This window comes from Flavobacterium sp. ACN6, assembly GCF_002304005.1.
Taxonomy (GTDB): domain Bacteria; phylum Bacteroidota; class Bacteroidia; order Flavobacteriales; family Flavobacteriaceae; genus Flavobacterium.
Genome location: NZ_MRCQ01000007.1, coordinates 108264 through 134308, shown reverse-complemented (window position 1 = coordinate 134308; position 26045 = coordinate 108264). Strand labels below are relative to the sequence as shown.

Annotated in this window: 22 protein-coding genes; 16 read left to right on the top strand and 6 right to left on the bottom strand. The window is 34.3% G+C overall.

Annotated features, from left to right (window positions below; translation table 11 throughout):
• Nucleotides 1-133: 133 nt before the first annotated feature.
• Nucleotides 134-1651, top strand: coding sequence for a 2,3-bisphosphoglycerate-independent phosphoglycerate mutase (gpmI, locus tag BSF42_RS12590; RefSeq protein ID WP_095953447.1), 1518 nt, complete (start codon nt 134-136; stop codon nt 1649-1651).
• A 200-nt stretch (nt 1652-1851) separates the two neighbouring features.
• Here gpmI and BSF42_RS12585 read toward each other — a convergent pair whose 3' ends face one another.
• Entirely contained in the window at nt 1852-3105 is a 1254-nt protein-coding gene (locus BSF42_RS12585; protein WP_095953446.1) for a DUF445 domain-containing protein, read from the bottom strand.
• Nucleotides 3106-3350: 245 nt separating this feature from the next.
• Here BSF42_RS12585 and map point away from each other — a divergent pair, with 245 nt between their 5' ends.
• From map to BSF42_RS12545, 7 genes are all read left to right on the top strand, one after another.
• On the top strand, nt 3351-4169 hold the full coding sequence (map, locus tag BSF42_RS12580) for a type I methionyl aminopeptidase (protein WP_095953445.1): 819 nt from the start codon (nt 3351-3353) through the stop codon (nt 4167-4169).
• Between the two features lie 253 nt (nt 4170-4422).
• The gene (locus tag BSF42_RS12570; RefSeq protein ID WP_095953444.1) at nt 4423-5205 is read left to right on the top strand and encodes a class I SAM-dependent methyltransferase; all 783 of its coding nucleotides are present in this window, start codon (nt 4423-4425) and stop codon (nt 5203-5205) included.
• 102 nt (nt 5206-5307) lie between these two features.
• Nucleotides 5308-8208: a DEAD/DEAH box helicase gene (locus BSF42_RS12565; RefSeq protein WP_095953443.1), complete on the top strand. Its 2901-nt coding sequence runs from the start codon at nt 5308-5310 to the stop codon at nt 8206-8208.
• Between the two features lie 73 nt (nt 8209-8281).
• A complete protein-coding gene (locus tag BSF42_RS12560) occupies nt 8282-9541 on the top strand; it encodes a DUF5103 domain-containing protein (RefSeq protein ID WP_095953442.1) in 1260 nt (419 codons plus the stop codon).
• Nucleotides 9542-9620: 79 nt separating this feature from the next.
• Entirely contained in the window at nt 9621-10007 is a 387-nt protein-coding gene (gene apaG, locus BSF42_RS12555) for a Co2+/Mg2+ efflux protein ApaG (RefSeq protein ID WP_008467225.1), read from the top strand.
• A 154-nt stretch (nt 10008-10161) separates the two neighbouring features.
• Nucleotides 10162-11787 (top strand): L-glutamate gamma-semialdehyde dehydrogenase, encoded by a 1626-nt coding sequence (gene pruA / locus BSF42_RS12550; RefSeq protein ID WP_095953441.1) that lies wholly within the window; start codon nt 10162-10164, stop codon nt 11785-11787.
• A 285-nt stretch (nt 11788-12072) separates the two neighbouring features.
• Complete coding sequence (locus BSF42_RS12545; protein WP_095953578.1) at nt 12073-12804, top strand: hypothetical protein; 732 nt, start codon at nt 12073-12075, stop codon at nt 12802-12804.
• A 67-nt stretch (nt 12805-12871) separates the two neighbouring features.
• On the opposite strand, the gene rsmG is transcribed toward BSF42_RS12545, so the two are convergent.
• On the bottom strand, nt 12872-13501 hold the full coding sequence (gene rsmG, locus BSF42_RS12540) for a 16S rRNA (guanine(527)-N(7))-methyltransferase RsmG (RefSeq protein WP_095953440.1): 630 nt from the start codon (nt 13499-13501) through the stop codon (nt 12872-12874).
• A 107-nt stretch (nt 13502-13608) separates the two neighbouring features.
• Here rsmG and BSF42_RS12535 point away from each other — a divergent pair, with 107 nt between their 5' ends.
• On the top strand, nt 13609-14706 hold the full coding sequence (locus tag BSF42_RS12535) for an acyl-CoA desaturase (protein WP_095953439.1): 1098 nt from the start codon (nt 13609-13611) through the stop codon (nt 14704-14706).
• A 73-nt stretch (nt 14707-14779) separates the two neighbouring features.
• Nucleotides 14780-15970, top strand: a complete 1191-nt coding sequence (locus tag BSF42_RS12530; RefSeq protein WP_095953438.1) for a pyridoxal phosphate-dependent aminotransferase — start codon at nt 14780-14782, stop codon at nt 15968-15970.
• A gap of 53 nt (nt 15971-16023) precedes the next feature.
• On the opposite strand, the gene BSF42_RS12525 is transcribed toward BSF42_RS12530, so the two are convergent.
• Together BSF42_RS12525 and BSF42_RS22690 are read right to left on the bottom strand one after the other, a co-directional pair.
• Nucleotides 16024-16926: a serine hydrolase gene (locus BSF42_RS12525; RefSeq protein WP_253251055.1), complete on the bottom strand. Its 903-nt coding sequence runs from the start codon at nt 16924-16926 to the stop codon at nt 16024-16026.
• A complete protein-coding gene (locus tag BSF42_RS22690) occupies nt 16865-17083 on the bottom strand; it encodes a hypothetical protein (protein WP_253251056.1) in 219 nt (72 codons plus the stop codon). Before BSF42_RS22690 ends, BSF42_RS12525 begins: the two co-directional genes overlap by 62 nt.
• 344 nt (nt 17084-17427) lie before the next feature.
• Between BSF42_RS22690 and BSF42_RS12520 the strand changes: the two genes are divergently transcribed.
• The 3 genes from BSF42_RS12520 to BSF42_RS12510 all read left to right on the top strand — a co-directional run bounded on the left by BSF42_RS12520 (nt 17428) and on the right by BSF42_RS12510 (nt 20616).
• Nucleotides 17428-17883, top strand: coding sequence for a PA2169 family four-helix-bundle protein (locus tag BSF42_RS12520; protein ID WP_095953437.1), 456 nt, complete (start codon nt 17428-17430; stop codon nt 17881-17883).
• Nucleotides 17884-18007: 124 nt separating this feature from the next.
• Nucleotides 18008-18598, top strand: coding sequence for a hypothetical protein (locus BSF42_RS12515; RefSeq protein ID WP_095953436.1), 591 nt, complete (start codon nt 18008-18010; stop codon nt 18596-18598).
• A gap of 143 nt (nt 18599-18741) precedes the next feature.
• Nucleotides 18742-20616, top strand: coding sequence for a U32 family peptidase (locus tag BSF42_RS12510; protein WP_095953435.1), 1875 nt, complete (start codon nt 18742-18744; stop codon nt 20614-20616).
• A 47-nt stretch (nt 20617-20663) separates the two neighbouring features.
• Here the strand turns inward: BSF42_RS12510 and BSF42_RS12505 are convergent, their stop codons facing one another.
• Nucleotides 20664-21461: a hypothetical protein gene (locus BSF42_RS12505; protein WP_095953434.1), complete on the bottom strand. Its 798-nt coding sequence runs from the start codon at nt 21459-21461 to the stop codon at nt 20664-20666.
• Between the two features lie 886 nt (nt 21462-22347).
• Here BSF42_RS12505 and purT point away from each other — a divergent pair.
• Genes purT through BSF42_RS12490 form a run of 3 tightly spaced genes read left to right on the top strand, consistent with a single transcriptional unit; the run spans nt 22348 to nt 24407 of the window.
• Nucleotides 22348-23508 (top strand): formate-dependent phosphoribosylglycinamide formyltransferase, encoded by a 1161-nt coding sequence (gene purT / locus BSF42_RS12500; RefSeq protein ID WP_095953433.1) that lies wholly within the window; start codon nt 22348-22350, stop codon nt 23506-23508.
• Between the two features lie 3 nt (nt 23509-23511).
• Nucleotides 23512-23832, top strand: coding sequence for a DUF6370 family protein (locus BSF42_RS12495; RefSeq protein ID WP_095953432.1), 321 nt, complete (start codon nt 23512-23514; stop codon nt 23830-23832).
• Nucleotides 23832-24407 carry a Crp/Fnr family transcriptional regulator gene (locus BSF42_RS12490; protein WP_095953431.1) on the top strand — a complete coding sequence of 192 codons (576 nt, stop codon included), beginning with the start codon at nt 23832-23834 and terminating at the stop codon, nt 24405-24407. Before BSF42_RS12495 ends, BSF42_RS12490 begins: the two co-directional genes overlap by 1 nt.
• 77 nt (nt 24408-24484) lie before the next feature.
• Here BSF42_RS12490 and aceA read toward each other — a convergent pair whose 3' ends face one another.
• Nucleotides 24485-25765 carry an isocitrate lyase gene (gene aceA / locus BSF42_RS12485; protein WP_095953430.1) on the bottom strand — a complete coding sequence of 427 codons (1281 nt, stop codon included), beginning with the start codon at nt 25763-25765 and terminating at the stop codon, nt 24485-24487.
• Between the last annotated feature and the right edge of the window lie 280 nt (nt 25766-26045).

The following is a 26045-nucleotide window of genomic DNA, read 5'->3' as shown; positions in this document are numbered from 1 at the left end:
TAATTTTAAAAAATAAAGACTTCTATAATTAAATTAGTATTTTTTATAAGACTTCATTTTATTAAACATAAATGTAACAAAGCTTTCTTTGCCAATTTTAGAAATGACTTATCTTTGTAGAAAACAAAAAGTAATGAACAAAAAAGTTATCCTTATGATTTTAGATGGTTGGGGAAAATCTCCTGACCCTAAAGTATCTGCAATAGACAATGCAAATGTTCCTTTTATAAACAGTCTTTACCAAAATTACCCAAGCGCGCAGCTTAGAACTGACGGTTTAAATGTTGGTTTACCAGATGGACAAATGGGAAACAGCGAGGTTGGTCACATGAACCTTGGCGCTGGAAGAATTGTTTATCAAGATTTAGCAAAAATTAACTTAGCGGTAGAACATAAAACTTTAGCAAAAGAACAAGTTTTAATTGATGCTTTTACGTACGCTAAAAACAATAATAAAAAAGTACACTTTTTAGGATTAGTTTCAGATGGTGGTGTTCACTCACATACTTCACACCTTCGCGGCTTAATCGATGCTTCACAAGAATATGGTTTAGATCAAGTTTATGTTCACGCATTTACAGACGGACGTGACGTTGATCCTAAATCTGGAGCAAAATATATTCATGATTTAGACGAATATATTAAAGATACGCCGGTAAAAATTGCTTCTATCATTGGACGCTATTACGCAATGGATCGCGACAGACGTTGGGAGCGTGTTAAATTAGCTTATGATTTAATAGTTAACGGAATAGGAATTCCGTCTACAAATCCAGTAGCAAGCGTTCTTGACAGCTACGCACATGAAGTAACTGACGAATTTATTGCTCCAGTTGTAATTGTTGATGAAGAGCAAAAACCATTAGCAACAATTGTTGAAGGTGACGTGGTAATCTTCTTTAACTTTAGAACTGATAGAGGTCGTGAACTTACAGAAGTACTTTCGCAGCAAGATTTCCACGAGCAGAACATGCACAAACTAAACTTGTATTATGTAACATTGACAAACTACGACGAAACGTACCAAAACGTAAAAGTGGTTTACAATAAAGATAATATTACTGAAACCCTTGGTGAAGTTTTAGAGAAAGCAGGTAAAAAACAAATCAGAATTGCTGAGACAGAGAAATATCCGCACGTAACATTTTTCTTTTCTGGCGGAAGAGAAACTCCTTTTGAAGGTGAATCAAGAATTTTGAGAAACTCTCCAAAAGTGGCTACTTACGATTTACAGCCTGAAATGAGCGCTTATGAATTGACAGACGCTCTCGTTCCTGAATTAAACAAAGGTGAAGTTGATTTCGTATGTTTAAACTTCGCAAATGGCGACATGGTTGGACATACTGGAATTATGGAAGCTGCAATCAAAGCTTGTGAAGCTGTAGATGTTTGTGCGAAACGAGTTATCGAAGCTGCTCTTGCTAACGATTATACAACTATTGTAATTGCCGATCACGGAAACTGCGAAACGATGATTAATCCTGACGGATCTCCAAATACTGCACACACAACAAACCCAGTGCCGATTATTTTAGTTGATAAACAATTGAAAAGTATTCAAGATGGTGTTTTAGGCGACATCGCTCCTACTATTTTAGAATTGATGGGCGTGCAGCAACCAAATGCAATGACTTGTCATTCACTATTATAGAAAACAAATTTTCATTATAAAAAAGAGGCTAATTTAAAAAATTAGCCTCTTTTTTGTTTTAAACACAACCCTAATCACGTCTTTCTTGTCATTTCGACTGAAAGGAGAAATCACACTCGGGCATCGACATGCAAAATCGCCAATCTTTATAGAGCTTCTAGTGTGATTTCTCCTTTCAGTCGAAATGACAAAAATTGTGGTTACATTATAAAATAATGATACAACTGCTCAACCCCATAAATAATTAATCCAATAATTCCGCCAACTAAAGTTCCGTTGATTCTGATATATTGAAGATCTTTTCCGATTTCCAATTCTAATTTTTCCGAAACCTCTTTTCCGTCCCAGCTTTTTACCGTTGAAGAAATTAAATCTCCAATTACTTTTTTGTTATTCAAAAGAACCGAAAGCAAATCGTTTTTAATAAAATTATTGATCTTATCAATCATAATTGGATCTTCTTGAATTCCATTTCCGAATGTTTGAATTAAATTCGAAATACTGTTTTTAATAGAAGACTCATCTCTTTTATTTAAATCATTTGTTATGGAGAGTTTTATCTCATCCCAAATTCCGTTGATATAATCTTGAACTTCCTTTTTTCCAACAAAACCAAGAATCATGTCATTGATTTTTATTCTCATTTCTTCTGAGTTTTTTACCTTTTCCAGAAAATCAAAAATATACTCATCAATCTTTAAACGAACTGCACTTTCTGGTTTCTTTGCTTCATTTAAAAAATCCTGTAAACCGTTAAAAACACCTTCTGTAATGCTTTTATCAGCCAATCCGAAACTTAAAAGCGGCGTAGATGCCTTTACTTTCTGTCTGATTAAGTCTTTATTATTGGTCAATTCATCACTGATGACTTCGAGAAGATTGGTCAGCATTTGATTTTTCAAATCTCCTTTTTGTAAAGGTTCTAATGCAACGGCAACCCAATTTCCAAAATTTATTCCTTCCATTTTTGCTGCAAATTGAACCTGAATAAACCTTTTAACATCTTCATCTTTTATTGTTCTTAAAATACCTGGAATAATATTGACCGCAACTGCATCTGCAATTTTATTGGCATTTTCTGACTGCGAAAGCCATTCTGATGCTTTTCTGGCAAAGTTGAATTCGTCCAGTTTAATTTCTAATTTTTCCCGATTCAAGAATTCTTCTGAAACAAAATTCCCGAGATTTTCGCCTATCTCGTTTTTCTTAGTCGGAATAATTGCTGTATGCCAAATGGGAATTCCTAAAGGATGACGAAATAATGCTACAACTGCGAACCAGTCTGCAATACCGCCCACCATTGCAGCTTCACTAAAAGCCTGAAGAATTGGTATTTTAAAATAAATAGCAATTACAAATAGTAAAACTGCGACACCTAAAAGTGCCAAAGCATTCCTTTTCATTTTCTTTAAAGCCTTTACCTTTACTATATCTTGATCTGTAGTAGTTTCCATGATTACAAAACGTTTTTACTACTAATTTAGGGCTTTTTTCTGAGATCGCTCTTCATTCTTAGTCTTTAAATAGCCACGAATTCACGAATTTTATTTAAAAACTGTGGCCAAAAATTTGAAATAAAGAAAATTTGCGAAATCAACATTCAAATTTAATTTCTCTAATTCGTGAATTCGTGGCAAAAAATAACTCGAAAAATTTTAATTAAAAATTGTACTTTTGCCAACTGAAAATCTGAAAAAATATGATCATCCAAAAAACCAGAGAGGAAATCGAATTAATGCGCGAAAGTGCTTTGATCGTATCAAAAACATTAGGAATGATTGCTTCTGAAATTAAAGAAGGAGTTACTACATTATATCTTGACAAATTAGCCGAAGAATTTATTCGTGATCACGGTGCTGTTCCAAGCTTTTTGGGATTGTACGATTTCCCGAATTCTCTTTGCATGAGTCCAAATGCTCAGGTTGTTCATGGAATTCCTAATAATGTTCCGCTAAAAAATGGTGATGTAATTTCGGTAGACTGCGGGGCTTTTAAAAATGGTTACCATGGAGATCACGCTTACAGTTTTGAGATTGGCGAAGTTGCTCCAGAAGTAAAAAAACTTTTAAGAGTTACTAAGGAATCTTTATACGTTGGAATTAGAGAATTTAAAGCAGGTAATCGTGTTGAAGATGTTGGAAATGCGATTCAAAAATATACGGAAGCTCACGGTTACGGAGTTGTTCGCGAATTGGTAGGACACGGTGTTGGGCAAAAAATGCACGAAGAACCAGAAATGCCAAACTACGGAAAACGCGGCCGCGGAAAACTTTTTGTTGAAGGAATGGTTGTTGCAATTGAACCTATGATTAACATGGGAACAAGAAACATCAAACAATTAAAAGACGGCTGGACAATCTTGACTGCTGACGGAAAACCAAGTGCACATTTCGAACATGATGTAGCTTTAATTGATGGAAAACCAGAATTATTATCGACTTTCCAATACATCTACAAAGCTCTAGGAATCGAAAGCAACGAAGAAGATGAATTCAGACAAGTGCCACTTGTATTATAACATGGATTTCACGAATTAACACGAAATAATATTTTGTCAACTTTTATTTTTGATGAAATTATTTTAGAACAAAAAGAAAACATTAAACCATTTAGCTGCCTCGAAAAACACATTAGAATTACTAATTAATTTTGGTGAAGACAGCCTTAAATACAAAAGAATAATACTTTAACCCAAATCAAAAGTTCGTGAAATTTCAGCACAGTGCTAATCCGTGTCAATTTGTGAAATTCGTGTTCAAATTTATTTAACTGTGAAAAAACTATTCAAATTAGTACTTAATACAATCCCGCGTCCATTATTAATTCGTTTGAGTTATGTGGCGCGTCCTATTTTAGCTTTCTCATTAAGGGGAGATAAATTTACAGATCCTATTGACGGCAGAAGCTTTAAATCTTTTTTGCCATACGGATACGGAAAACAGCGTAATAATGTGCTTTCGCCAAGTACACTTTCTTTAGAAAGACATCGTTTGCTTTGGCTGTATTTAAACGATCAGACTGATTTTTTTACAGCACCAAAAAAAGTACTTCACTTTGCTCCGGAACAAGCTTTTTACAAATTATTCCGCAAGCAGAAAAACTTGGATTACACCACAACCGATTTGTTTTCGCCTTTGGCAGATGTAAAAGCAGATATCTGCAATTTACCTTTTAAAGATAACGAATACGATGTCATTTTATGCAATCACGTTTTAGAACACATTCCAGATGACACAAAAGCGATGCAGGAATTATTCCGCGTTTTAAAACCAGGCGGAATGGCAATTTTGCAGATTCCTCAGGATTTAAACCGTGAAGTCACTTTCGCAGACGATTCGATTACAGATCAAAAAGAGCGCGCTAGAATATTTGGGCAATACGATCACGTTCGTATTTACGGACGCGATTATTTTGACAAATTACGAAGCATTGGTTTTATTGTAATCGAAGAAGATTACACCAATAAAATTGCACCAGAATTGGTCGAAAAATATTGTTTGGCAAAAGGCGAAATTATACCGCTTTGCTTTAAACCTGAAAACCAAAACAATTAGATTTTCACCATATAAGTTCATTTAAAAAGGTTTTCAAATAGTAGTATTTTGAAAACCTTTTTAATTTTATAAGCCTTCCCAAATCAAAACCAAAACCTACTCTTGGAACCTTCAAAATCATTTCAATTTTGTTTTGACATCAGTTTTGAAAAAAATCTGAATGCCTTTATTCCAACAGCATATATTGTTGAGAATACAACCGAAATCAAATATCTAGACAAAAAAGCAACTGCCGGCGTACTTGAAAGTTTCGGACTTGTTTTTGAAAATCTGGATTCAAACACCAAAAGAATCCTCACAGCCTGTGAATCTTTAAAACCTGAATTCATTTTTAAAAAATTCAGCGCCAAAATCAAATCAGCGAAGACAATTACTGATTTGCAAAAAGATTCTAAAATTGATTTTGCAATTCGGCAGCATCTAAAATTTAACTTGAGCTCTTTTTTCGCTTTAGTTGTACAAGAGCAATTTCCGTTGTGTGTAAACATTGGACCCGAAAAGGATTTTTACCGTTCAAGAGTCGATGTAAGTCCGCTTTATTTTGAGCCTCAAATTCAATTTGACAAACATATTGAAGGAATAACATATACCCTTTCTTTAAAAGAAAATGAAACTGCTTTTTTACCCATGAACAGCAATGTTGATATCCTTTTGGATGAACCTGGCTGGTTAATTGTAAATAAAAAGTTAGGTCAGTTAAAAGATTTAAACGCAAAAAAGCTTTCTCCATTTTTAAAGAAAAAATCAATCGAAATTCCATCAAAATTAGTTGATGATTATTTCAAAAGCTTTATACCAGAAATAGCTAAAAAAATAGACATTGAAGCAACAGGTTTTGAAGTCGAAAATCGCGATAAAATTATTTCATGCACGATTCAGCCTGTTCATGACTTTTTCAAAAACTGTTATTATCTCAATCTTTATTTTGATTATAATGGTTATTCGTTTGATGCCTCTAAAACAAAAAAAACACATTCGTTTGTTGATTTTAGTATTGCGAATCAGCCTAAAATCATTCAATTTAAAAGAAATGCAGACGAAAGTTTATATACAGACAAATTAACTTCGCTTGGTTTAACAATAATCAAAAATGAATTCTATGGACTGAATTCAGAAACTGAAAATCCCGATCCCTATAGCAACATTCAATTTATTATTGATCATAAAGAAGAACTGGAAAATTCAGGATTTACAATTCAGAATCTAAAACTGGAAAGCAAAGAAATCGTTACAGAAAACCATACTATTTCAGCTTCAAAAGAAACGAAAGAAGATTGGTTTGACATTAAAATAATCATTACAATTGGGACTTACACAATCAATTTCAGCGAAATTATTCCCAATATAAAAAGCAAAGAAAGACTCTTTTTACTGCCCGACGGAAATTATTTTTTGATTCCGTTAGAATGGTTCAGCAAATATGGTTCTATGGCAAAATTGGCCAAAACAGAAAACGGAAAGCTTCTTTTGCGTAAAAGCAACTTTACCGCTTTGGATGCCATTCCCGAAATCAAAGACGATGTTACTTATAAAGCCGAATATAAAGGATCAGATTTACTAAAAGCAACTTTGAGACCTTATCAAATTGATGGTGTAAAATGGCTTTTAGGACATTTCAACTCCAATTTAGGAGCTTGCCTTGCCGATGACATGGGACTTGGAAAAACATTGCAGACTTTAGCCGTTTTGGTTGCCGTACAAGATCAATTGGGTTTTACGACCAGAACCAGCAATTTTGCTTTGTTTGCAAACGAAACTACCATAGAAAGAGAACCGCTTAAAGCATTGATTGTTTTACCTTCTTCATTGGTTTTTAACTGGTACAATGAAGCGGGAAAATTTACACCGCATTTTTCAAAAATGCAGTATGTGGGGAACGACAGAAAATTACTGGCGCATCGATTAGCGTCAACCGATTTAATTTTTACGAGTTACAGCATCATTCATCGTGATATTTCGGTTTTAGAAAAATATGATTTCCGCTATTTAATTTTAGACGAAAGTCAATACATTAAAAATAAAAACTCTAAGATTTTCAAGGCGATTAACAAAATAAGTACTGCGCATAAAATTGCTTTAAGCGGTACTCCTATCGAAAATTCGCTTGACGATTTATGGTCGCAAATGCAGTTTATAAATCCGGATATTCTAGGAACTTATAATTTTTTCGCAGAAAATTTTAAAATTCCGATTGAGAAAAAACAGGACGAAAACAGCTTATTTGAATTAAAAAATCTTGTTCAGCCCTATATTTTACGCCGAACAAAAGAACAGGTTTTAAAAGATTTACCCGAATTATCAGAGCAGATTTATTATTGCGATATGGATCCCGAGCAGGAGAAATTATACGAAAAAGAAAAATCTAAAGCCCGTAACTTTTTATTGAAAACAGATGGTTCAAGTCCTGACAAAATCAGCATTATTAATACGCTGATGAAATTAAGACAATTGAGCAATCATCCTAAAATGGTGGATCAAGAATCTGAAATTGATTCTGGAAAATATATTGCGGCAACTAATTATCTGGATAATTTAGTCAAAGCAAAACAAAAGGTGATTATTTTCAGCTCATTTGTTACTAATCTGAAGTTTTACACCGATTGGTGCAGGGAAAATAAAATAGAATATTGTGAAATTACAGGTGAAACTCCTGCGGGTAAAAGAGAGCAACAGGTAAATTTATTTCAGGAAAAAGAAAATCCTTTATTATTTTTTATTTCACTAAAAGCTGGAGGAGTTGGATTAAATATTACTAAAGCTTCTTATGTTTTATTTTTGGATCCCTGGTGGAATCCTTTCGCAGAAAAACAAGGCGTTGGAAGGGCGCACCGAATTGGACAATTGAACAAAGTAAACGTTATACGATTTATTTCGAAAAACACGGTAGAAGAGAAAATAATCAAATTGCAGGAAAATAAAAAACTGCTGTCTGATTCTCTTTTAGAAGAAAGTTATATTAATGATGAAATTGAAGCAAATTTAGAATACATTTTGAATTCGTAATAGGCGAACCAATAATACCGCTTCTTTTTCGTTATATAAAATTGTTATATTTACAATCTTACAACGTAATAAGATGTCAAAATTTTTATATACAAACTTTATTCTGCTTTTTATTTTTACTTCGGCGAAAGCCCAAGAAATACAAACTGAAGTAGTTCCTCCGTACAATATCAAAACTGTTACTTTTGTTCAAAATGGCGGGAATGTTGTTCCTATATTTCCATTAGGTTCAACATTTGAGTTCCAGTTTGATGATTTATTTGCAAGTGAAGCCAATTATTATTTTGAAGTTACTCATTGTGATTACAACTGGAAACCATCGGATATTCCGAAAACAGATTATTTAAGCGGTTTTGACGGCCAGAGAATTACAGATTATTCTAATTCTTTTAATACCCTTCAGATTTATTCGCATTATCGACTTCCATTTCCAAATCAATTTGCAACACAAATAAGGCTTTCAGGAAATTATATTCTAAAAATATTAAATGAAGATAAAGAAGTTATTTTTTCACGAAAGTTCATTTTATACGAAGAACATTCTACGGTCGCTGCTCAGGTAAAACGAAGCCGAAACCTCAGCAATATTGATTTTAAACAAAATATTGACTTCGCGATTGTTTCAAACGATATTACTTTTCAGACTCCAACACAAAACGTAAAAGTACTTTTATTACAAAACGGAAATTTTAATACTGCCATTAAAAATATTGTACCGCAATACACTATTGGAAATCAATTAGTTTATAAATACGACAAAGAAACCCAGTTCTGGGGCGGAAATGAGTTTTTATACTTTGAAAACAAAGACATTCGGGCAGCAAATAATAATGTTGGCCGTGTAGGTTCTAATAATGATATTTATAATGCTTATTTGTATACCAATCAGGCAAGAGGGAATCAGATTTATACCAATTACGAAGATGTAAACGGAAACTTTGTGGTTAAAAACATAAATGGTTCTAACAATGATATTGAAGCAGATTATGCATGGGTTTATTTTACACTTTCGGCACCTGCTTTCAGATTAAACAAAGACATTTATATTACTGGAATGTTCAATAATTACAGCCTTTCGCCAGAATATAAAATGGACTATAACACAGACAAAGGAGTTTTTGAAAAAGCCGTTATGATTAAGCAGGGATTTACGAATTTCCAATACACTGTTGCCAATAAAAATGGGGCTATTGATTACGAAAATGCTATCGACGGAAACTTTTATCAAACTGAAAATGAGTATACAATTCTGGTCTATTATAGAGAAGCAACAGATCGTTATCAGCGTGTTATTGGCAAGGGAAATGCTAACTCTATCAATATAGTCAACTAAAACAAATGTTAAGGTTCTAGATTAAATGATTTTTTTTTGTAGCTTTGCCATATAACACTCACATATATACGGCTTTAGTATGGTTTCTCAGATAACAAGAGGCATAAAAATATCTGTTTTGACTAGTTTTGAAGGTACTTACTTCAAAAACTACAAGATTCATTTTGCTTTTAGTTATGTAGTTACAATCGAAAACCATAGTAAAGATTCTGTACAGCTGACTTCACGTCATTGGGAAATTTTCGATTCGCTAAACGATTTAGAAGTAGTAGACGGCGAAGGTGTAATTGGTAAAAAACCAGTTTTAAAACCTGGCGAAAACCACACTTATAGTTCAGGCTGTTTATTATCCTCTCCTTATGGTGCTATGAAAGGTCATTTTAATATGATCAATTTTACTACAACAAAAACATTCAAAGTAATTGTTCCTACTTTTAGAATGTGTGCTCCTTTTGCTTTAAATTAAGGCATCGTCTGCAGCAATCTTTTTTATCGTTATCTTAATCATAAAATTGTCAATTTATTAATTTATCCTTTGTACTTTTGTGCACCGTTAGATTATTCGTAACAAATCAAATTTTCTAACATTTAAATTATCTAATAATCTAATTTTAAATAACATGCTTAAAGGATTTTTTCATGTACCAAAAGCGGTAAACGAGCCTGTAAAGAGCTACGCACCGAACTCCCCAGAAAAAGCAGCTGTTCAGGCAGCTTACACTACATTGTGGAATTCTCAAATCGACGTTCCTTTATATATTGGAAGCGAAGAAATCAAAACTGGAAACACAAGAAACATTACAGCTCCTCATGATCACAAACACGTAGTTGGAAAATATCATTTAGCTGAAAAACAACATATCGAAAAAGCAATTGCTAATGCACTAGAATCTAGAAAAGCATGGGCAGATATGGCATGGGAACAACGTGCTGCTATTTTCTTAAAAGCTGCAGAACTTATCGCAGGACCATACAGAGCTCGTATCAACGCGGCTACAATGATTGGTCAATCTAAAAATATTCACCAGGCAGAAATCGATGCTTCTTGCGAATTAATCGACTTTTTACGCTATAATGTTGAGTTTATGACTCAAATCTACAACGATCAGCCAAAATCAGATTCAACTGTTTGGAATCGTTTAGAATACAGACCTTTAGAAGGTTTTGTTTATGCAATTACTCCTTTTAACTTTACTGCTATCGCTGCAAACCTTCCTGCAAGTGCTGCTATGATGGGTAATGTTGTGGTTTGGAAACCAAGTGACAGCCAAGTATTCTCTGCAAAAATCATTATCGATGTTTTCAAAGAAGCTGGAGTTCCTGACGGAGTTATCAATGTAGTTTTTGGAGATGCTTTAATGATTACAGATACTGTTTTGGCAAGCCGCGATTTTGCTGGTATCCACTTTACAGGATCAACTCACGTATTTAAAGATATTTGGGCTAAAATTGGAGCAAACATTCACAATTACAAAACATATCCAAGAATCGTTGGTGAAACTGGAGGTAAAGATTTTATTATTGCACACCCAAGCGCAAACGTAAAACAAGTTGCTACAGGAATTACTCGTGGTGCTTTTGAATTTCAAGGACAAAAATGTTCTGCTGCTTCAAGAGCTTATATTCCACAAAGTTTATGGCCAGCTGTAAAAGAACAATTGATTGCTGATGTAAAATCTATGAAAATGGGTTCTCCAGAAGATTTTGGAAACTTTATTACAGCAGTTATTCACGAAGGTTCTTTTGATAAATTAGCAAGTTATATCGACCAAGCTAAAAAAGACGCTGATGCAGAAATCATTGTTGGTGGAAATTACGATAAATCTGTTGGATACTTTATTGAGCCAACTATTATTGTAACGACAAACCCTAAATATACTACAATGGAAACCGAATTATTCGGACCAGTAATTACTATTTATGTTTACGAAGATGCTAAATGGGAAGAAACTTTAGAATTAGTTGATACTACTTCTGAGTATGCTTTAACTGGAGCAGTATTTAGCCAAGATCGTTATGCTGTTGAAGTAGCAACAACGAAATTGCAAAATTCAGCTGGTAACTTCTACATTAATGACAAACCAACTGGAGCAGTTGTTGGAATGCAGCCATTTGGAGGCGCTAGAGCTTCTGGAACTAACGATAAAGCAGGTTCTGCATTGAACTTACTACGTTGGGCTTCTCCAAGAACAATTAAAGAAACTTTTGTAACTCCAGAAGATTACAGATATCCATTTTTAGGATAATTTTGTTTCATCCCGATAGCTATCGGGAAAGGTTTCAATTATATAAGGCCGAATCTTAATAAGATTCGGCTTTTTGCATTTTATCTCAATTTGAATACATACAAAATACTCTGTAAAACGAACGAATTTATTTTTGTAGTACTTTTCTTATTTTATTGATTTACAGTAAACTAGCTCTCTCAAAAAGCTTATTCTAATACTTTTAAAACTTTTTGTGCCTTTAAAAAAAAAAACACCCGTTTAAATTTGTCAAATAAAATTCAACCTAACAAAAAGAAAAAAGATATGAGAAATTTAAACAATGTTCCAAAGGTAATAATGGAATCAAAAAGTATTGGACACCCAATTGATTTTAGCTGGACAAAAAAGAAAATTGATAAATTTCTAGATCCACTTGAAGGAAATGAAGATTTGGAAAATCTTTTAATGCAGATCAATCATAAAGCTTCTATAGGATTAACTGCTGCATTATTAGAATGGATTTACTGGCGCTTTACTGGTTATACAGTAGCCGTAAATGATACTCAAAAAAGAATTGAAGCGCTTTGGTGCTCGGTTAATAATCGAGAGCAGACAAATCCATTGTTATTCGATCTTGATCTTGACGTTCCTGCAACAGGTTCAGTAAATGGCGCTTTATGGATTGCTTTAATGAATGTAAGATTGATTGATATTCGATATAGAAAAGGCTCTTATTTTTTACAAAGTGAACTTATTGGACTTGTTCTTCTTGCCCGCCACATTACTCCAAAAAAGAAAAAATTTGACAACTGGTTCAGTCAGGTTATTACAGAATTAGTTCATTCCCATTCTTGTACTTATAGAAACACTGAATTAGACGAGACTGATGAAGCGATATACGACTCATCTAATGAACCTGTTCTATGCCGCGAATTTTTCTTTGATTCAAAATTTAAATATAGTAATGAAGAAGCAGAAAATGCACTTCATAATTTTATTGATAATTTAGATCTTAAATCGAATCCTTTTTTAGACTTTTCTAGAAAAGCATCTTAATAGTAAAAACTATTAATTCAAAAATAACCCGAAAGAATTCTTTCGGGTTATTTATTTTATACTGAATTTAAGCTTTAAATTTCAAAGGAAGATGAACTACTTTTTTGGTTTCAAAAAATTCATCATCAAATAATGCCGCTAAATCATACAAAGTCGCATTTGGAAAATCTTTTAATTCTTCTGCTAAATCTCCTCCTTTTAAATATAGGATTCCGTTTTTCAAAGTATGTTTATGCTGTTTTTTGATTTTATCTTTTATCCAAGAAACAAAATCAGGCATATTGGTTACAGCACGACTTACAATAAAATCGAAATCACCTTTTACCAATTCGGCGCGTTTTTGTTCTGCTTTTACATTTTTTAATTCCAATGCATCAACGACACCTTGAACCACTTTTATCTTTTTAGCAATAACATCAATTAAATAAAAGCGCGTTTCTGGAAAAAGAATAGCTAGCGGAATTCCAGGAAAACCACCTCCGGTTCCAACATCCAAAACTGTTGCTCCAGGTTCAAACTTCATGATTTTAGCAATTCCTAAAGAATGTAAAATATGTTTTGTATACAAGGAGTCAATGTCTTTACGAGAAATCACATTGATTTTCTCATTCCAATCGTGGTATAAAAAGTCTAATTTTTGAAATTGTTCGATTTGAAGATCGGTCAAATCAGGAAAATATTTCAATATCTCATCCATTGCTGTAAATTTTTAACAAAAGTACTACTTTACGATTGAAATATTTAACTCAATTTTGCAAATTGAGAATTTATAATAATTACCTTTGAAAACTATTTAAATTTATTATGAATAACACTGCACCTACATTTGCAAGGCAAGACAATCTGAAATTTTTCAGAACACTTAACTCACGGGTAAACAATTACTTTAAGGAAAATAACATTCAGAAAACTGGAAACTGGAAGCTACACTTAAAAGCCGTTATTCTATTCGCAGTTTTTCTAACTCCGTATTTTTTAATCCTTACATTAGAAATGCCTTTCTGGGTAATGCTGCTTTTATCAATCGTAATTGGTATTGGAATGGCTGGTGTTGGAATGAATGTTATGCACGATGGTAATCATGGTTCCTATTCAAATAAAAGCTGGATCAATAAATTTATGGGAGGAACAATTTATGTTCTTGCTGGAAATGTTTACAACTGGCAGGTACAGCACAATGTACTTCATCACACGTATACAAACATTCCAGGTCACGATGAAGATCTAGATGCAGGAAGAATTATCCGTTTTACAAAAGATGCAAAATGGCATAGTTTTCACCGTTTTCAACATTACTATTCTGTTTTCTTATATGGTTTATTGACTTTCAATTGGGCAATCACAACCGATTTTAAGCAAATGAGAAATTATCTTAAAAGAAAATTATCTTATGGAGAACCAAAAAGCCCAAAAATCCTTTGGACAACTTTAATCATTACAAAAGTAATCTACGTTTCAATCTGGATTGTATTGCCAATGGTAATTGGAATTACATGGTGGAAAGTTTTAATTGGATTTTTTGTTATGCACTACACAGCTGGATTAATCTTGAGTGTTGTTTTTCAATTAGCGCACGTTGTTGAAGAAACTACAAATCCTTCTCCAAATGAATTAGGAGAAATGGACAATACGTGGGCAGTTCACCAATTGTATACTACAACTAATTTTGCTCCAAAAAATGCAATTGTAAACTGGTACACAGGTGGATTGAATCATCAAATCGAACATCATATTTTTCCAAATATTAGTCATATTCACTATGGTAAAATTGCAAAAATTGTAAAGGAAACTGCAAAAGAATGTAATTTACCATACTACGAATATAAAACAATGAGAAGTGCTATTGCAGCTCACTTCAAGCATTTACGTGACTTGGGAATGAAACCTGAATTATCTGTTTAAACTAAAAAAAATCTATTAATAATTAACCTTCCTTAATTAGCGTGGAAAATTAAGGACATTCAAAAATTTTATAATGAATCATATTCTTTCGGACAGAATCAACAACTTAGCGACTTCACAAACATTAGCTATGGCTGCTTTAGCTCGCGAACTAAAAGCTCAAGGAAAAGACATTATCAGTTTAAGTTTAGGTGAGCCTGATTTCAATACGCCTGACTTTATTAAAGAAGCTGCAAAAAAAGCAATCGACGATAATTACAGCACATATTCTCCAGTTGATGGATACCAAGATCTAAAAGAAGCAATCTGCAGAAAATTCAAAAGAGATAATGGTTTAGAGTACAAACCATCTCAAATCGTAGTTTCTACAGGAGCAAAACAATCTTTATACAATATTGCACAAGTAATGTTAAATGATGGTGACGAAGTTATTTTACCAGCACCATACTGGGTTTCTTATTTCGAAATCGTAAAATTATCTGGCGGCGTTCCTGTTGAAGTTTCAACGTCTGTAGAAACAGATTTCAAAATTACTCCAGAACAATTGGAAGCTGCGATCACGCCAAAAACAAAAATGATGTGGTTTTCTTCTCCTTGTAATCCTTCAGGTTCTGTTTACAGCAGAGAAGAATTAACAGCTCTTGCAAAAGTTTTAGAAAAACACCCGAATATTTACGTAGTTGCAGATGAAATTTATGAGCACATTAATTTCTCTGGAACTTTCTGCAGTATCGGTTCAATTCCAGGAATGTTAGAAAAAACAATTACTGTAAACGGAGTTGCAAAAGCATTCGCAATGACAGGATACAGAATTGGATATATTGGTGCTCCTGAATTTATCGCAAAAGCGTGTACAAAAATTCAAGGACAAGTAACATCTGGAGCAAACTCTGTGGCACAACGCGCTACAATTACTGCTGTAGATGCTGATCCAAGTGTATTAAACGAAATGGTTCAGGCTTTCCACGGTCGTAGAGATTTAGTTGTTGGATTATTGAAAGAAATTCCAGGAGTAAAAATCAACGTTCCAGAAGGTGCATTTTATGTATTCCCAGACGTTTCTTCTTTCTTCGGAAAAACATTAAGAGGAACTGAAATTAAAGATGCAAACGACGTTTCAATGTACCTTTTAGCAGAAGCAAACGTTGCAACTGTAACCGGAGACGCTTTTGGAAATCCAAATTGTATTCGTTTCTCTTACGCAACAAGCAACGAAATTTTAAAAGAAGCATTACGCAGAATCAAAGAAGCTTTGACTGCTTAATATCATAAACAATAAACTAAAAGGGTGTTTTTTCGAAAACACCCTTTTTTTATTTAGTCAATTAACAGTGTAGCAACCTCTGTTGTAATTGCCGTTGGAGAATTACATTCGCAGTTACTCAAACCAATCACATAAATTTGTTCAGAAGGTTCGTAAATTCCCATCGATTTAAATCCAAAAATACTACCGCCGTGTTCGCGTACGGTTTTATTTTTCACTTTTTCTAAATGCCAGCCATATCCATAATCAATTTTTGTCCCGTTATTTAAGTTATAATTCGTAAATGCTTTTTCGGTAAAAGAAGGACTTAATAAGACATTCTCATTAAGCGCATTCTGCCATTTAAACATATCATCAACGTTAGACATGATTGCACCCGTAGCATACGGAATAGAAAAGCTAATATAATTCGTATTTACATAACCTTGCTTATCACGATAACCCGAAACCCTGTTTTTAATAATTCGCTCGTGGCTTGCATAAGACGTATTCTCCATTCCCAATTTCCTAAAAATACGATACGTTATAAAATCTCGATACGTTTGTCCAGAAACAATTTCGATAATATAACCTAAAATCATATAACCAGAATTACAATATTTATACTGTTCTCCGGGCTTAAAATCCATTGGTTCGTTTTTAAAAAAATCTACCAACTCTTTTGGAGACAAATCCTCTCTGGCAATATTTTTTATTGCTTTCATACTCGTAAAATCCTTAATTCCTGAAGTATGCGTCAGCAAATGATGAATCGTAATCACATTCCCATTCGTTGGATAATCGGGAATAAACCTTGTGATTTCATCATTCAAGTTAAGCTTGCCTTCCTCAGCCAGCATTAAAACAGAAACAGCCGTAAACTGCTTCGTCATAGAACCAATTTCAAAAATAAACTCAGGTTTCATTTTTACATTCAATTCCAAATCTGCCATTCCAAACGCTTTTCTGTAAACCACTTTTCCGTTTTTCACAGCCCAAAAAAACAGCTCCGGGAATTTCAGGTTTAAATTTTGTACTTATTACACTATCTATTTTAGTTTCTAAATTCTGCGCCGACAAACCCGAGCAAGCCATTACAAATAGAACAATAAACGATCTTAAGATTTTTTTCATTTTGCGATTATTAGTTTGATTGATGAAAGCTTTGACGGCATCAATCAACTGAAGGTTACAACAAAAAGCATTTAAAAATTAAGGGCGTGTCCATCCGGGCCGGGCTATTCGTTACAAGTCCTCGCACTTCCTTCGTCAGGCTGTGGGCTTTCCACTGCTATCCCTCACGCAAAACGTAAAACGAGAAGATTCATTTTCAAAAAAACTCCTACATCTTAATAAAATGAAAAACAACTTTCAAAATTCCCATTCCACAATATTGTAAAACAACAAGTACAATCCTGTAAAACAGAACACTTTATAATCGCCAACTTTGTAATGTATTAATTTAAAAACTATTAGTCATGATACATACAGATGAAACCACAAAAGAAACAGTTAAAACTTTAGAAGGATTAATTTCAATTCTAGAAGACGGAAAACTAGGATATACTAACGCTGCAGAACACGTAGAAAATCCAGCAATGAAAACTGACTTTCTGGAATACGCACGTGAAAGAGCCTTATTTATTGTAGAGTTACAAGACGAGATCAATAAATTAGGAAAATCGACAGATACTTCTGGAGGCGGACCATTAGGAGCTTTACACAGAACTTGGATCGATATTAAATCATCTTTTACAGGCGGAGATACAGAAGCAATTATCAATGCCTGCGTAACTGGTGAAGAAGCTGCAATCGAAAAATATAAAAATGCACTCGAAGAAAATCACCTTGAACACAATCAAGTTTCTATTGTTTCAAAACAATTAAACAGTATTCAAAACACTCTATCACAAATTAAAATAAAAGCGAACTAAACGATTCATGCTTTTTTTTTGGAAAACTGCTCAGTCTTCGGATTGCGCAGTTTTTTTTGTTTTAAATTCGAAAAATACTATTACATTAGCCGCGATTTATTCTTACAAATAAAACCAACATCTAATGATTTTAAGTTTACGCTTTTCTACTGCTATTGTTTTTACAGTATTATTTTCATCTCATTTAAAAGCCCAGACCACGGGTAAATTTATTAAAGCATCTATAGGTTATGGATCAAGCAGTTCCTATTATATCGAAGATTATGGAAATCAGGATGAAGTGGATGTTATGGGAGGCGGGCTTTATCTTCAAGCAGAATATGTTTTAGGTGTAAAATCATGGCTTAGCATAAGACCCTATGCAGGTGCCATTTTTGAATCTGTAGATAAAGATCAAAATATACAAAACCAACCGCAGTATAAAGTAACAACAAATGCTTTTTTAATGGGAGGCAAAATTAGAATTTGTGCTCCTATACCATGGGTCGCACCATTTATTGAAGGTGGTATTGGTACCTCAATAGGTAAGTTTGAAACTTTTACCCCTAATGTTAATTTCAACAAAAGCGATGTATTAATGCATATTCCTTTTAGTTTAGGATTAGCCATTGGCCGAAAACACAATTTCGAAATTGGTATTTCTGGTTACTTTCATCCAGCTGCAAAACAGTCAACTGGAGTATTTGCTCTTGGATATTCTTTTCCTTTAGATTAATCACAATCACTATTTAATCATCATCATTCCATATTAGGTTAACAATTTCAAAAAAATCGCTTCAGCATTAGTAAACTCGAAATATTTATAAGAACTTTGCACACTTTTTTCCGTGAATACCACAAAAGCCTAAAGTTCTAAAAATGAAGAAGAAAATTGAAATATTAGCTCCTGCTAAAGATTTAATTGGAGGAATGGCCGCCATAAATAGTGGCGCCGATGCAGTTTATATTGGTGCACCGCAATTTGGAGCACGTTCTAACGCCAACAATTCTATTGAAGATGTTGCCGCTTTGGTACAATATGCGCATTTATTTAATGCTCAGGTTTTTGTTGTGATGAATACCATTTTGTACGATAACGAACTTGAAACGTGTCGCTCAATGATTTGGGAATTATACGACATTGGTGTAGATGCTTTGATTATTCAGGATATGGCGATTATGGAAATGGACTTACCTCCTATCGTACTTCACGCCAGCACACAAGCCAATAATCGTGACGCCGATAAAATTAAATTCCTTAAAGATGCCGGAATCAAACGTGTGGTTTTAGCCCGCGAATTAAACCTGCATCAAATTAAAACAATATACGACGAGGCAGATGTTGAATTAGAATTTTTCGTAACAGGAGCTTTATGTGTTTCTTTTAGCGGAAACTGCTATATGAGTGTGGCTAATGGAGAACGAAGTGCCAATCGTGGTTCTTGCGCACAAAACTGCCGTTTACCCTATAACCTTATCGACGGAAACGGAGAAACTTTAATCAAAAACAGTCACTTACTTTCTATTAAAGATTTAGATATTTCAGAGCAGATTCCGAATCTTATTGAAGCAGGAATCGTTTCTTTTAAAATTGAAGGAAGATTAAAAGATGTCGTTTACGTAAAAAACAACGTTTCGTATTTACGTCAAAAACTAGACAGCTATTTAGAAGGAGCCGGAAGCGAAAAATATATGAAAGCTTCTTCTGGAACTTGTACCTATACTTTTGATTCTTCTCTAAACCGAACTTTCAACCGTGGTTATACCGACTATTTTGTAAACGAAAGACACAGCTCAATTGGTTCTTGGGAAAGTCCAAAATCAAAAGGACAATATATTGGTAAATTAATAAGAACTGTTGGAAACGCTTACGAAATCGAAAACGGCGAATTATTAAATAACGGTGACGGACTTTGTTTCATCAACGAAAATAACGAAGCCGACGGAATCTACGTAAACAAAGCCGAAAACGGTAAAATTTACCCGAACGTCCTTAAAGAAGTAAAAGACGGAACTTTCATCTACAGAAATAACGATGCCGCTTTCATCAAAATTGTGGAAAGAGAAGATAGTGCCGTTCGAAAACTAAGCACAACTTTATTACTTACAGAAACAGAAACTGGTTTCGAATTAATCGCAACCGACGAAGACGGAAATGTAAGCGTCGTAAATTTAGAACACACAAAAGAGCAGACAAAAACTGGCGAATCAATCGAAGAAAACATCAAAACACAATTAGCAAAAACAGGTTTCACGCCTTATACAGCTAATGAAATCAATATTATGTTTTCTCAAAACTGGTTCCTTCCTATTTCAAAAATCAACGAAATGCGAAGAACCGTTTACGATCAGTTAACCGAAATTCGTTTAAAAAATTACAAACGCGAAGAACACCAAATAGTTAAAACGTCACATCCGTATCCTGAAACTAAACTTGACTTCATGTACAATGTTTCCAACAAAGTCGCTCGTAAATTCTACGAACGCCACGGTGTTACCGAAATCGAAAAAGCATTCGAATTACAATGGGATCCAGGAAAATCTCGTGTAATGACAACCAAATACTGTATCAAATACGAATTAAAAAAATGTCCGATACACCAAAAAGACATTGTAGGTGTTAAAGTAAAAGAACCATTAGTATTGAAACAAGGCGAATTGGAGTACAAACTAAAATTCAACTGCAAACCCTGCGAAATGGAAATTTGGGAAAAAGATGCCGAATTTGAAATCGAGGAAGATCACTTCCATTAAAATAAAAAAAAGCGATACTCAAAAAGTATCGCTTTTTATTTACCAATTTATTTCTTCTTTGTGGTTTTCGTTTTTGGCGCTGCCTTTGGCGGTGTCACCTTTATTTTTGTAGCTTTTAATTCTGATTTCGGTTCTGCTTTTGGTTCAGCTTTCTTCGCCGGCTTCATATTATACAAATTCACAACTTTCTCAATATCTTCATATTTGTATTCCTTATCTTGTATTTTTTTTACAATTTCAGGTTTATCACTAAAATAATAAGCACCATATTCTTTAAAAAAAACATTAAAACCAATAGATGCACCATTTGAACTTAAAGAAACCAATATAGGATAATCTTCATTACTCCTTTTCATATAGTGGTTAACTTCTTTACTAACCACTTCCATTTTAGATTCTTTTATCTTTTCATTAGTCACTTCATCCTTTACCTTAACTTCCTTAATTCCGTATTCCAAGCCACCTAAATACAAAGACACTTTTCCAATAATAGTTTTACACAACCAGTTTTCCTTAATAACCTTAAATGCTGTACCCTTCTTTTTGTATACTTTCGTTTTCGTCCATAAAAAAGTATAAGATAACTTTTTATCCGCATCAAAAATCTGAATCGAATCTATCTCTTTGGCCGCATATTTTTCATTCTTATCTCCTACTTTAATTTTTACTTTTTTATCTTCAAAATCAGGAAAATGAACTATACCGCTAACCGTTTGTTTGTCTTTTTTAAAAATTACAGCATCTGCTTTCTGCTGTCCTAATCCAAACCTATATATTACGATTTGAGAACTAACGGCTGATGTAATGAACAAAGCGCTCATTATCAAAAAAAATTTTACTTTCATTATCTTGGGGTTTAATTTGTAAGCCGGCAAATATATAAATATAGAATCGCTTTAAACAACCTTTTAAAACAGTAATGAATTAAGTTATGCCATAATTATTAACAAAAATTTCTTCACAAAAATAATCTGGGCGTGTCCCTCCGGGTCGGGCTATCCGCTTCAAGTCCTCGCACTTCCTTCGTCAGGCTGTGGGCTTTCCACTTCTATCCCTCACGCAAACGGGTAAACAAGAAAATTCATTTAAAAAAAGTGTCACCCTGAGCGAAGTCGAAGGTTTGCACAACTAGAAAGGGCTTCGACTCCGCTCAGCCTGACAATAAAAAAGTCACAAAAATGAATTGCCTCCAGCTTTAGCTGGAGCTCAAAAAGAATCTTAAAATTAGGCTTTAGCCAAACCACGAATTTTGGCTAAAGCCACTAACTTAATAAATTATCAACCTCCAGCTAAAGCTGGAGGCAATTCAATCAACCAAAGTATAAATCTGCAAAATCTGCGAGAAACTCTCAGCATCCTATTTTAATAATATAAAAAAACAATATTTGATAGATTTCAGGATTACAGCCTTTGCGATCAGACATACGGTACGTAGACGCACTGCTGTGCGTCTCTACATCAATACATGCGAATATTTTACTTTGCGTGCTTCGCGTAATCCCTTGCGAACTTTGCGGTTAAAATATTAAATCTGCCGAATCTGCAAAATCTGCGTTAGATTCTATGCGAACTTTGCGATTAGACATACAGTACGTAGACGCACTGCTGTGCGTCTCTACATCAATACATACGAATATTTTACTTTGCGAACTTCGCGTAATTCTTTGCGAACTTTGCGGTTAAAAACATTTTTCGCTACTTTTACTACTCCATTTTTTACAACACTCCAAAATGAAAATACTACTCCTGGGTTCAGGTGAATTAGGCAAAGAATTTGTCATCGCCGCACAACGAATCGGACAAACCATAATTGCTGTTGACAGTTACGAAAATGCTCCAGCAATGCAAGTAGCTCACGGATTTGAAGTTATCAATATGCTCGACGGCGAAGCGCTTGACCGAATCGTAGCCAAACACCAACCAGATTTTATAGTTCCCGAAATAGAAGCCATTCGCACCGAACGTTTTTACGATTACGAAAAACAAGGCATTACTGTTGTTCCTTCAGCGAAAGCGGCAAACTTTACCATGAATCGCAAAGCAATTCGTGATTTAGCAGCAAAAGAACTTGGTTTAAAAACGGCTAAATATCAATACGCCACTTCGGCAGAAGAATTGCAAAAAGCCGTTCAGGAAGTTGGAATTCCGTGTGTGGTAAAACCTTTAATGTCTTCCTCAGGAAAAGGACAATCAACAATCAAAACAGAAAGTGATATTGAAAAAGCGTGGCAATATGCCGTTGCAGGTTCGCGTGGTGACGTTATCGAAGTAATTGTAGAAGCTTTTGTAGATTTTCATTCAGAAATTACCCTTTTAACGATTACACAGAATAATAATCCAACTTTGTTTTGCGCGCCAATTGGCCACAGACAAGAACGCGGCGATTATCAGGAAAGCTGGCAGCCAGCACAAGTTTCTGAAGCCGATTTGTACGAAGCACAGGACATGGCCGAAAAAATTACCGAATCGCTTGGAGGTGCCGGACTCTTTGGTGTTGAATTTTTCTTAACCAATGACGCCGTTTATTTCTCAGAACTTTCTCCTCGCCCGCATGATACCGGAATGGTAACTTTAGCCGGAACGCAGAATTTCAATGAATTTGAATTGCACTTAAGAGCAATTTTAAGTCTTCCAATTTTTGAAATTACTCTAGAAAAAGCCGGAGCAAGTGCCGTAATTTTAGCATCTGAAGATTCTACAAATCCCACTTTTACCGGAATCGAAAAAGTAGCCGCTTTACCTAAAACCGATTTCAGGATTTTTGGAAAACCAACTTCAAGACCCTATCGCAGAATGGGAGTTGTTTTAAGCAGTGATACATTGGCCACTCCAATCGAAAAAGTAGTAGAACGTGCCAAAGAAACGGCAAAACTAATAACTGTAAATTCTTAAAAAATGAAAAAACTAATATTCATGATTTTCCTGTTTATTGGAATTTCAGCTCAAGCACAAGACAAAAAGAAATTTGATAAACCAACAATTGTAGAAGCTTCTTGCGGAGAATGCCAATTCGGAATGAAAGGTAAAAGCTGTGATTTAGCTGTTCGCATCGACGGAAAAACCTATTTCGTTGACGGCACAACTATTCATGATCATGGCGACTCACATGCCGATAACGGATTTTGTAATGCTGTTAGAAAAGCTTCTGTAACAGGAACAATCGAAAAAGATCGTTTTAAAGCAACTTCATTTACCTTAATAGACGTTAAAAAATAATGGAGTTAATTCTTGAAAACATTGCCAAACACGTTTCATTGACGCCAGAAGAGCAAGCACTTTTTTTATCGAAACTAGAAACGAATATTTATAAGCCTAAAACAATTTTATTAAATGCCGGCGAAGTCTGCAGACATTCTTATTTTGTAAATTCAGGAATTTTAAGAAGCTTCAACATCAACGACAATATTGTTGAACATGTTTTATCTTTTGCCTGCGAAGGCTGGTGGATGAGCGATATGTACAGTTTTTTTTCGCAAAAACCGGGACAGCTTTTTATTGAAGTTTTAGAAGAAGCAGAAGTAGTTTCTTTATCCAAAGAAAATCAGGAACAATTGTATTTAGAGATTCCAAAATTAGAGCGCTTCTTTAGAATTTTAATTGAGAATTCATTAGTTGCCAATCAACAGCGATTAATGGACAATTTAAGTTTACCAGCCGAAGAACGTTTTGAAAAGTTTACCACCAAATATGGATCTCTTGTTCATAAAGTTCCTCAAAAACAAATTGCTTCATTCATTGGCGTAACGCCAGAATTTTTCAGCAAAATGAAAGCTCGCCTTTTAAAAAAATAAGATTTTCCGCCACGAATTCACGAATTTTACTCACAAAGATTGTCAAAAATAATTCGTGAATTCGTGGCGGAAAAAAATTAAAATTGCTCAACCTCCGTAGAATGCTTCATCGCTGTTATTGAAGATCTTCCTATCATAACCGTATTTTGAACGGCGTCAAAATAAGAAGTTCCAACAAACGCTTGATGTTTTACCGCTCTGAATCCGTTTTTCTGCAAAGCAAATTCTCGTTCTTGTAATTCAGAATATCCCGCCATTCCGCGTTCTTTGTATGCTTTAGACAATTCGAACATACCCGTATTCAAAGCATGAAATCCTGCCAAAGTAATGAACTGAAATTTATATCCCATTGCAGCCAAATCTTCTCTAAAGGTTTCCATTTCTGCAACCGTTAATTTTGCAGCCCAATTAAAAGATGGTGAACAATTATACGCCAGCATTTTATCTGGAAATTCTTTTATCATAGCGTCTGCAAACTTTTTCGCATAAACCAAATCTGGATTACTGGTTTCCATCCAAATCAAATCGGCATAAGGTGCATAGCTTAAACCTCTAGCAATTCCCTGCTCGATTCCGTTTTTTACGTAGAAGAAACCTTCAGCAGTTTTTTCACCTGTTAAAAATTTCCTGTCTCGTGGATCAGCGTCGCTTGTTAATAAATTTGCTGCATCAGCATCTGTTCTGGCAACGATTAAAGTGGAAACTCCCATAACATCTGAAGCCAAACGTGCCGATATTAATTTATTAATCGCTTCTTGTGTTGGCACCAAAACCTTTCCGCCCAAGTGTCCGCATTTTTTGGCAGAACTTAGCTGATCTTCAAAATGAACTCCAGAAGCTCCGGCTTCAATCATTGATTTCATTAATTCGAAAGCATTTAAGTTTCCTCCAAAACCAGCTTCGGCATCAGCCACAATCGGCACCAAATAATCTTTTTTATCTTCACTATTATTTACAGTCTGAATTTGGTCAGCACGCAATAAAGCATTATTGATCTTTTTTACTACTATCGGCACGCTGTTTACGGGGTAAAGTGATTGGTCTGGATACATTTCTCCAGCCAGATTTGCATCAGCAGCCACCTGCCATCCGCTTAAATAAATCGCTTCTAAACCCGCATCGACTTCCTGAATCGCCTGATTTCCAGTCAATGCGCCCAATCCGGCAACATAATCCTGACTTTTTAACTTTCTCCATAATTTTTGCGCTCCCATTTTTGCAATAGAATGCTCAATTTGATATGACCCTTGAAGTGTAACTACTTCGGCAGCAGTATAAGGACGTTCAACACCTTTCCATCTCGGGTTCGTGATCCAATCGTTAATCAATTCTTGAATTCTGTCTTCTGTTGTTTTCATAAATAGTTTAGTTAAAGTGGTTAGTAAATGTATAGTTTTCAGTCTCAGTTTTCAGTTTTGAACTGAGACTTATTTTTTCTTTGAGTTTAATTTTTAAACACATAGAGACATAGTCCATCTTTCTGGTTAAAGGCCTTTCACTTGTTTAAACAAACATAGCTATGTGTGGAAAACTAGTTTTTTTTAAAATTCTCTAAAAATTTAATTTTAAAGAACCATAAACCTATGTTTCTATGTGTTTAAAAAATAAACGCAACATTTATAAAAGAATTAAAATCTG

What these genes read in the sequence shown, in the direction of transcription:
- BSF42_RS12585 (WP_095953446.1), bottom strand. Translation starts at nt 3,105, where the DNA reads ATGGAAACTACTACAGATCAAGATATAGTAAAGGTAAAGGCTTTAAAG.
- purT (WP_095953433.1), top strand. Translation starts at nt 22,348, where the DNA reads ATGAAAATACTACTCCTGGGTTCAGGTGAATTAGGCAAAGAATTTGTC.
- pruA (WP_095953441.1), top strand. Translation starts at nt 10,162, where the DNA reads ATGCTTAAAGGATTTTTTCATGTACCAAAAGCGGTAAACGAGCCTGTA.
- rsmG (WP_095953440.1), bottom strand. Translation starts at nt 13,501, where the DNA reads ATGGATGAGATATTGAAATATTTTCCTGATTTGACCGATCTTCAAATC.
- BSF42_RS22690 (WP_253251056.1), bottom strand. Translation starts at nt 17,083, where the DNA reads ATGAAAAAAATCTTAAGATCGTTTATTGTTCTATTTGTAATGGCTTGC.
- gpmI (WP_095953447.1), top strand. Translation starts at nt 134, where the DNA reads ATGAACAAAAAAGTTATCCTTATGATTTTAGATGGTTGGGGAAAATCT.
- BSF42_RS12520 (WP_095953437.1), top strand. Translation starts at nt 17,428, where the DNA reads ATGATACATACAGATGAAACCACAAAAGAAACAGTTAAAACTTTAGAA.
- BSF42_RS12560 (WP_095953442.1), top strand. Translation starts at nt 8,282, where the DNA reads ATGTCAAAATTTTTATATACAAACTTTATTCTGCTTTTTATTTTTACT.
- BSF42_RS12515 (WP_095953436.1), top strand. Translation starts at nt 18,008, where the DNA reads ATGATTTTAAGTTTACGCTTTTCTACTGCTATTGTTTTTACAGTATTA.
- BSF42_RS12510 (WP_095953435.1), top strand. Translation starts at nt 18,742, where the DNA reads ATGAAGAAGAAAATTGAAATATTAGCTCCTGCTAAAGATTTAATTGGA.
- BSF42_RS12505 (WP_095953434.1), bottom strand. Translation starts at nt 21,461, where the DNA reads ATGAAAGTAAAATTTTTTTTGATAATGAGCGCTTTGTTCATTACATCA.
- BSF42_RS12535 (WP_095953439.1), top strand. Translation starts at nt 13,609, where the DNA reads ATGAATAACACTGCACCTACATTTGCAAGGCAAGACAATCTGAAATTT.
- apaG (WP_008467225.1), top strand. Translation starts at nt 9,621, where the DNA reads ATGGTTTCTCAGATAACAAGAGGCATAAAAATATCTGTTTTGACTAGT.
- BSF42_RS12490 (WP_095953431.1), top strand. Translation starts at nt 23,832, where the DNA reads ATGGAGTTAATTCTTGAAAACATTGCCAAACACGTTTCATTGACGCCA.
- BSF42_RS12545 (WP_095953578.1), top strand. Translation starts at nt 12,073, where the DNA reads ATGAGAAATTTAAACAATGTTCCAAAGGTAATAATGGAATCAAAAAGT.
- BSF42_RS12530 (WP_095953438.1), top strand. Translation starts at nt 14,780, where the DNA reads ATGAATCATATTCTTTCGGACAGAATCAACAACTTAGCGACTTCACAA.
- map (WP_095953445.1), top strand. Translation starts at nt 3,351, where the DNA reads ATGATCATCCAAAAAACCAGAGAGGAAATCGAATTAATGCGCGAAAGT.
- BSF42_RS12495 (WP_095953432.1), top strand. Translation starts at nt 23,512, where the DNA reads ATGAAAAAACTAATATTCATGATTTTCCTGTTTATTGGAATTTCAGCT.
- aceA (WP_095953430.1), bottom strand. Translation starts at nt 25,765, where the DNA reads ATGAAAACAACAGAAGACAGAATTCAAGAATTGATTAACGATTGGATC.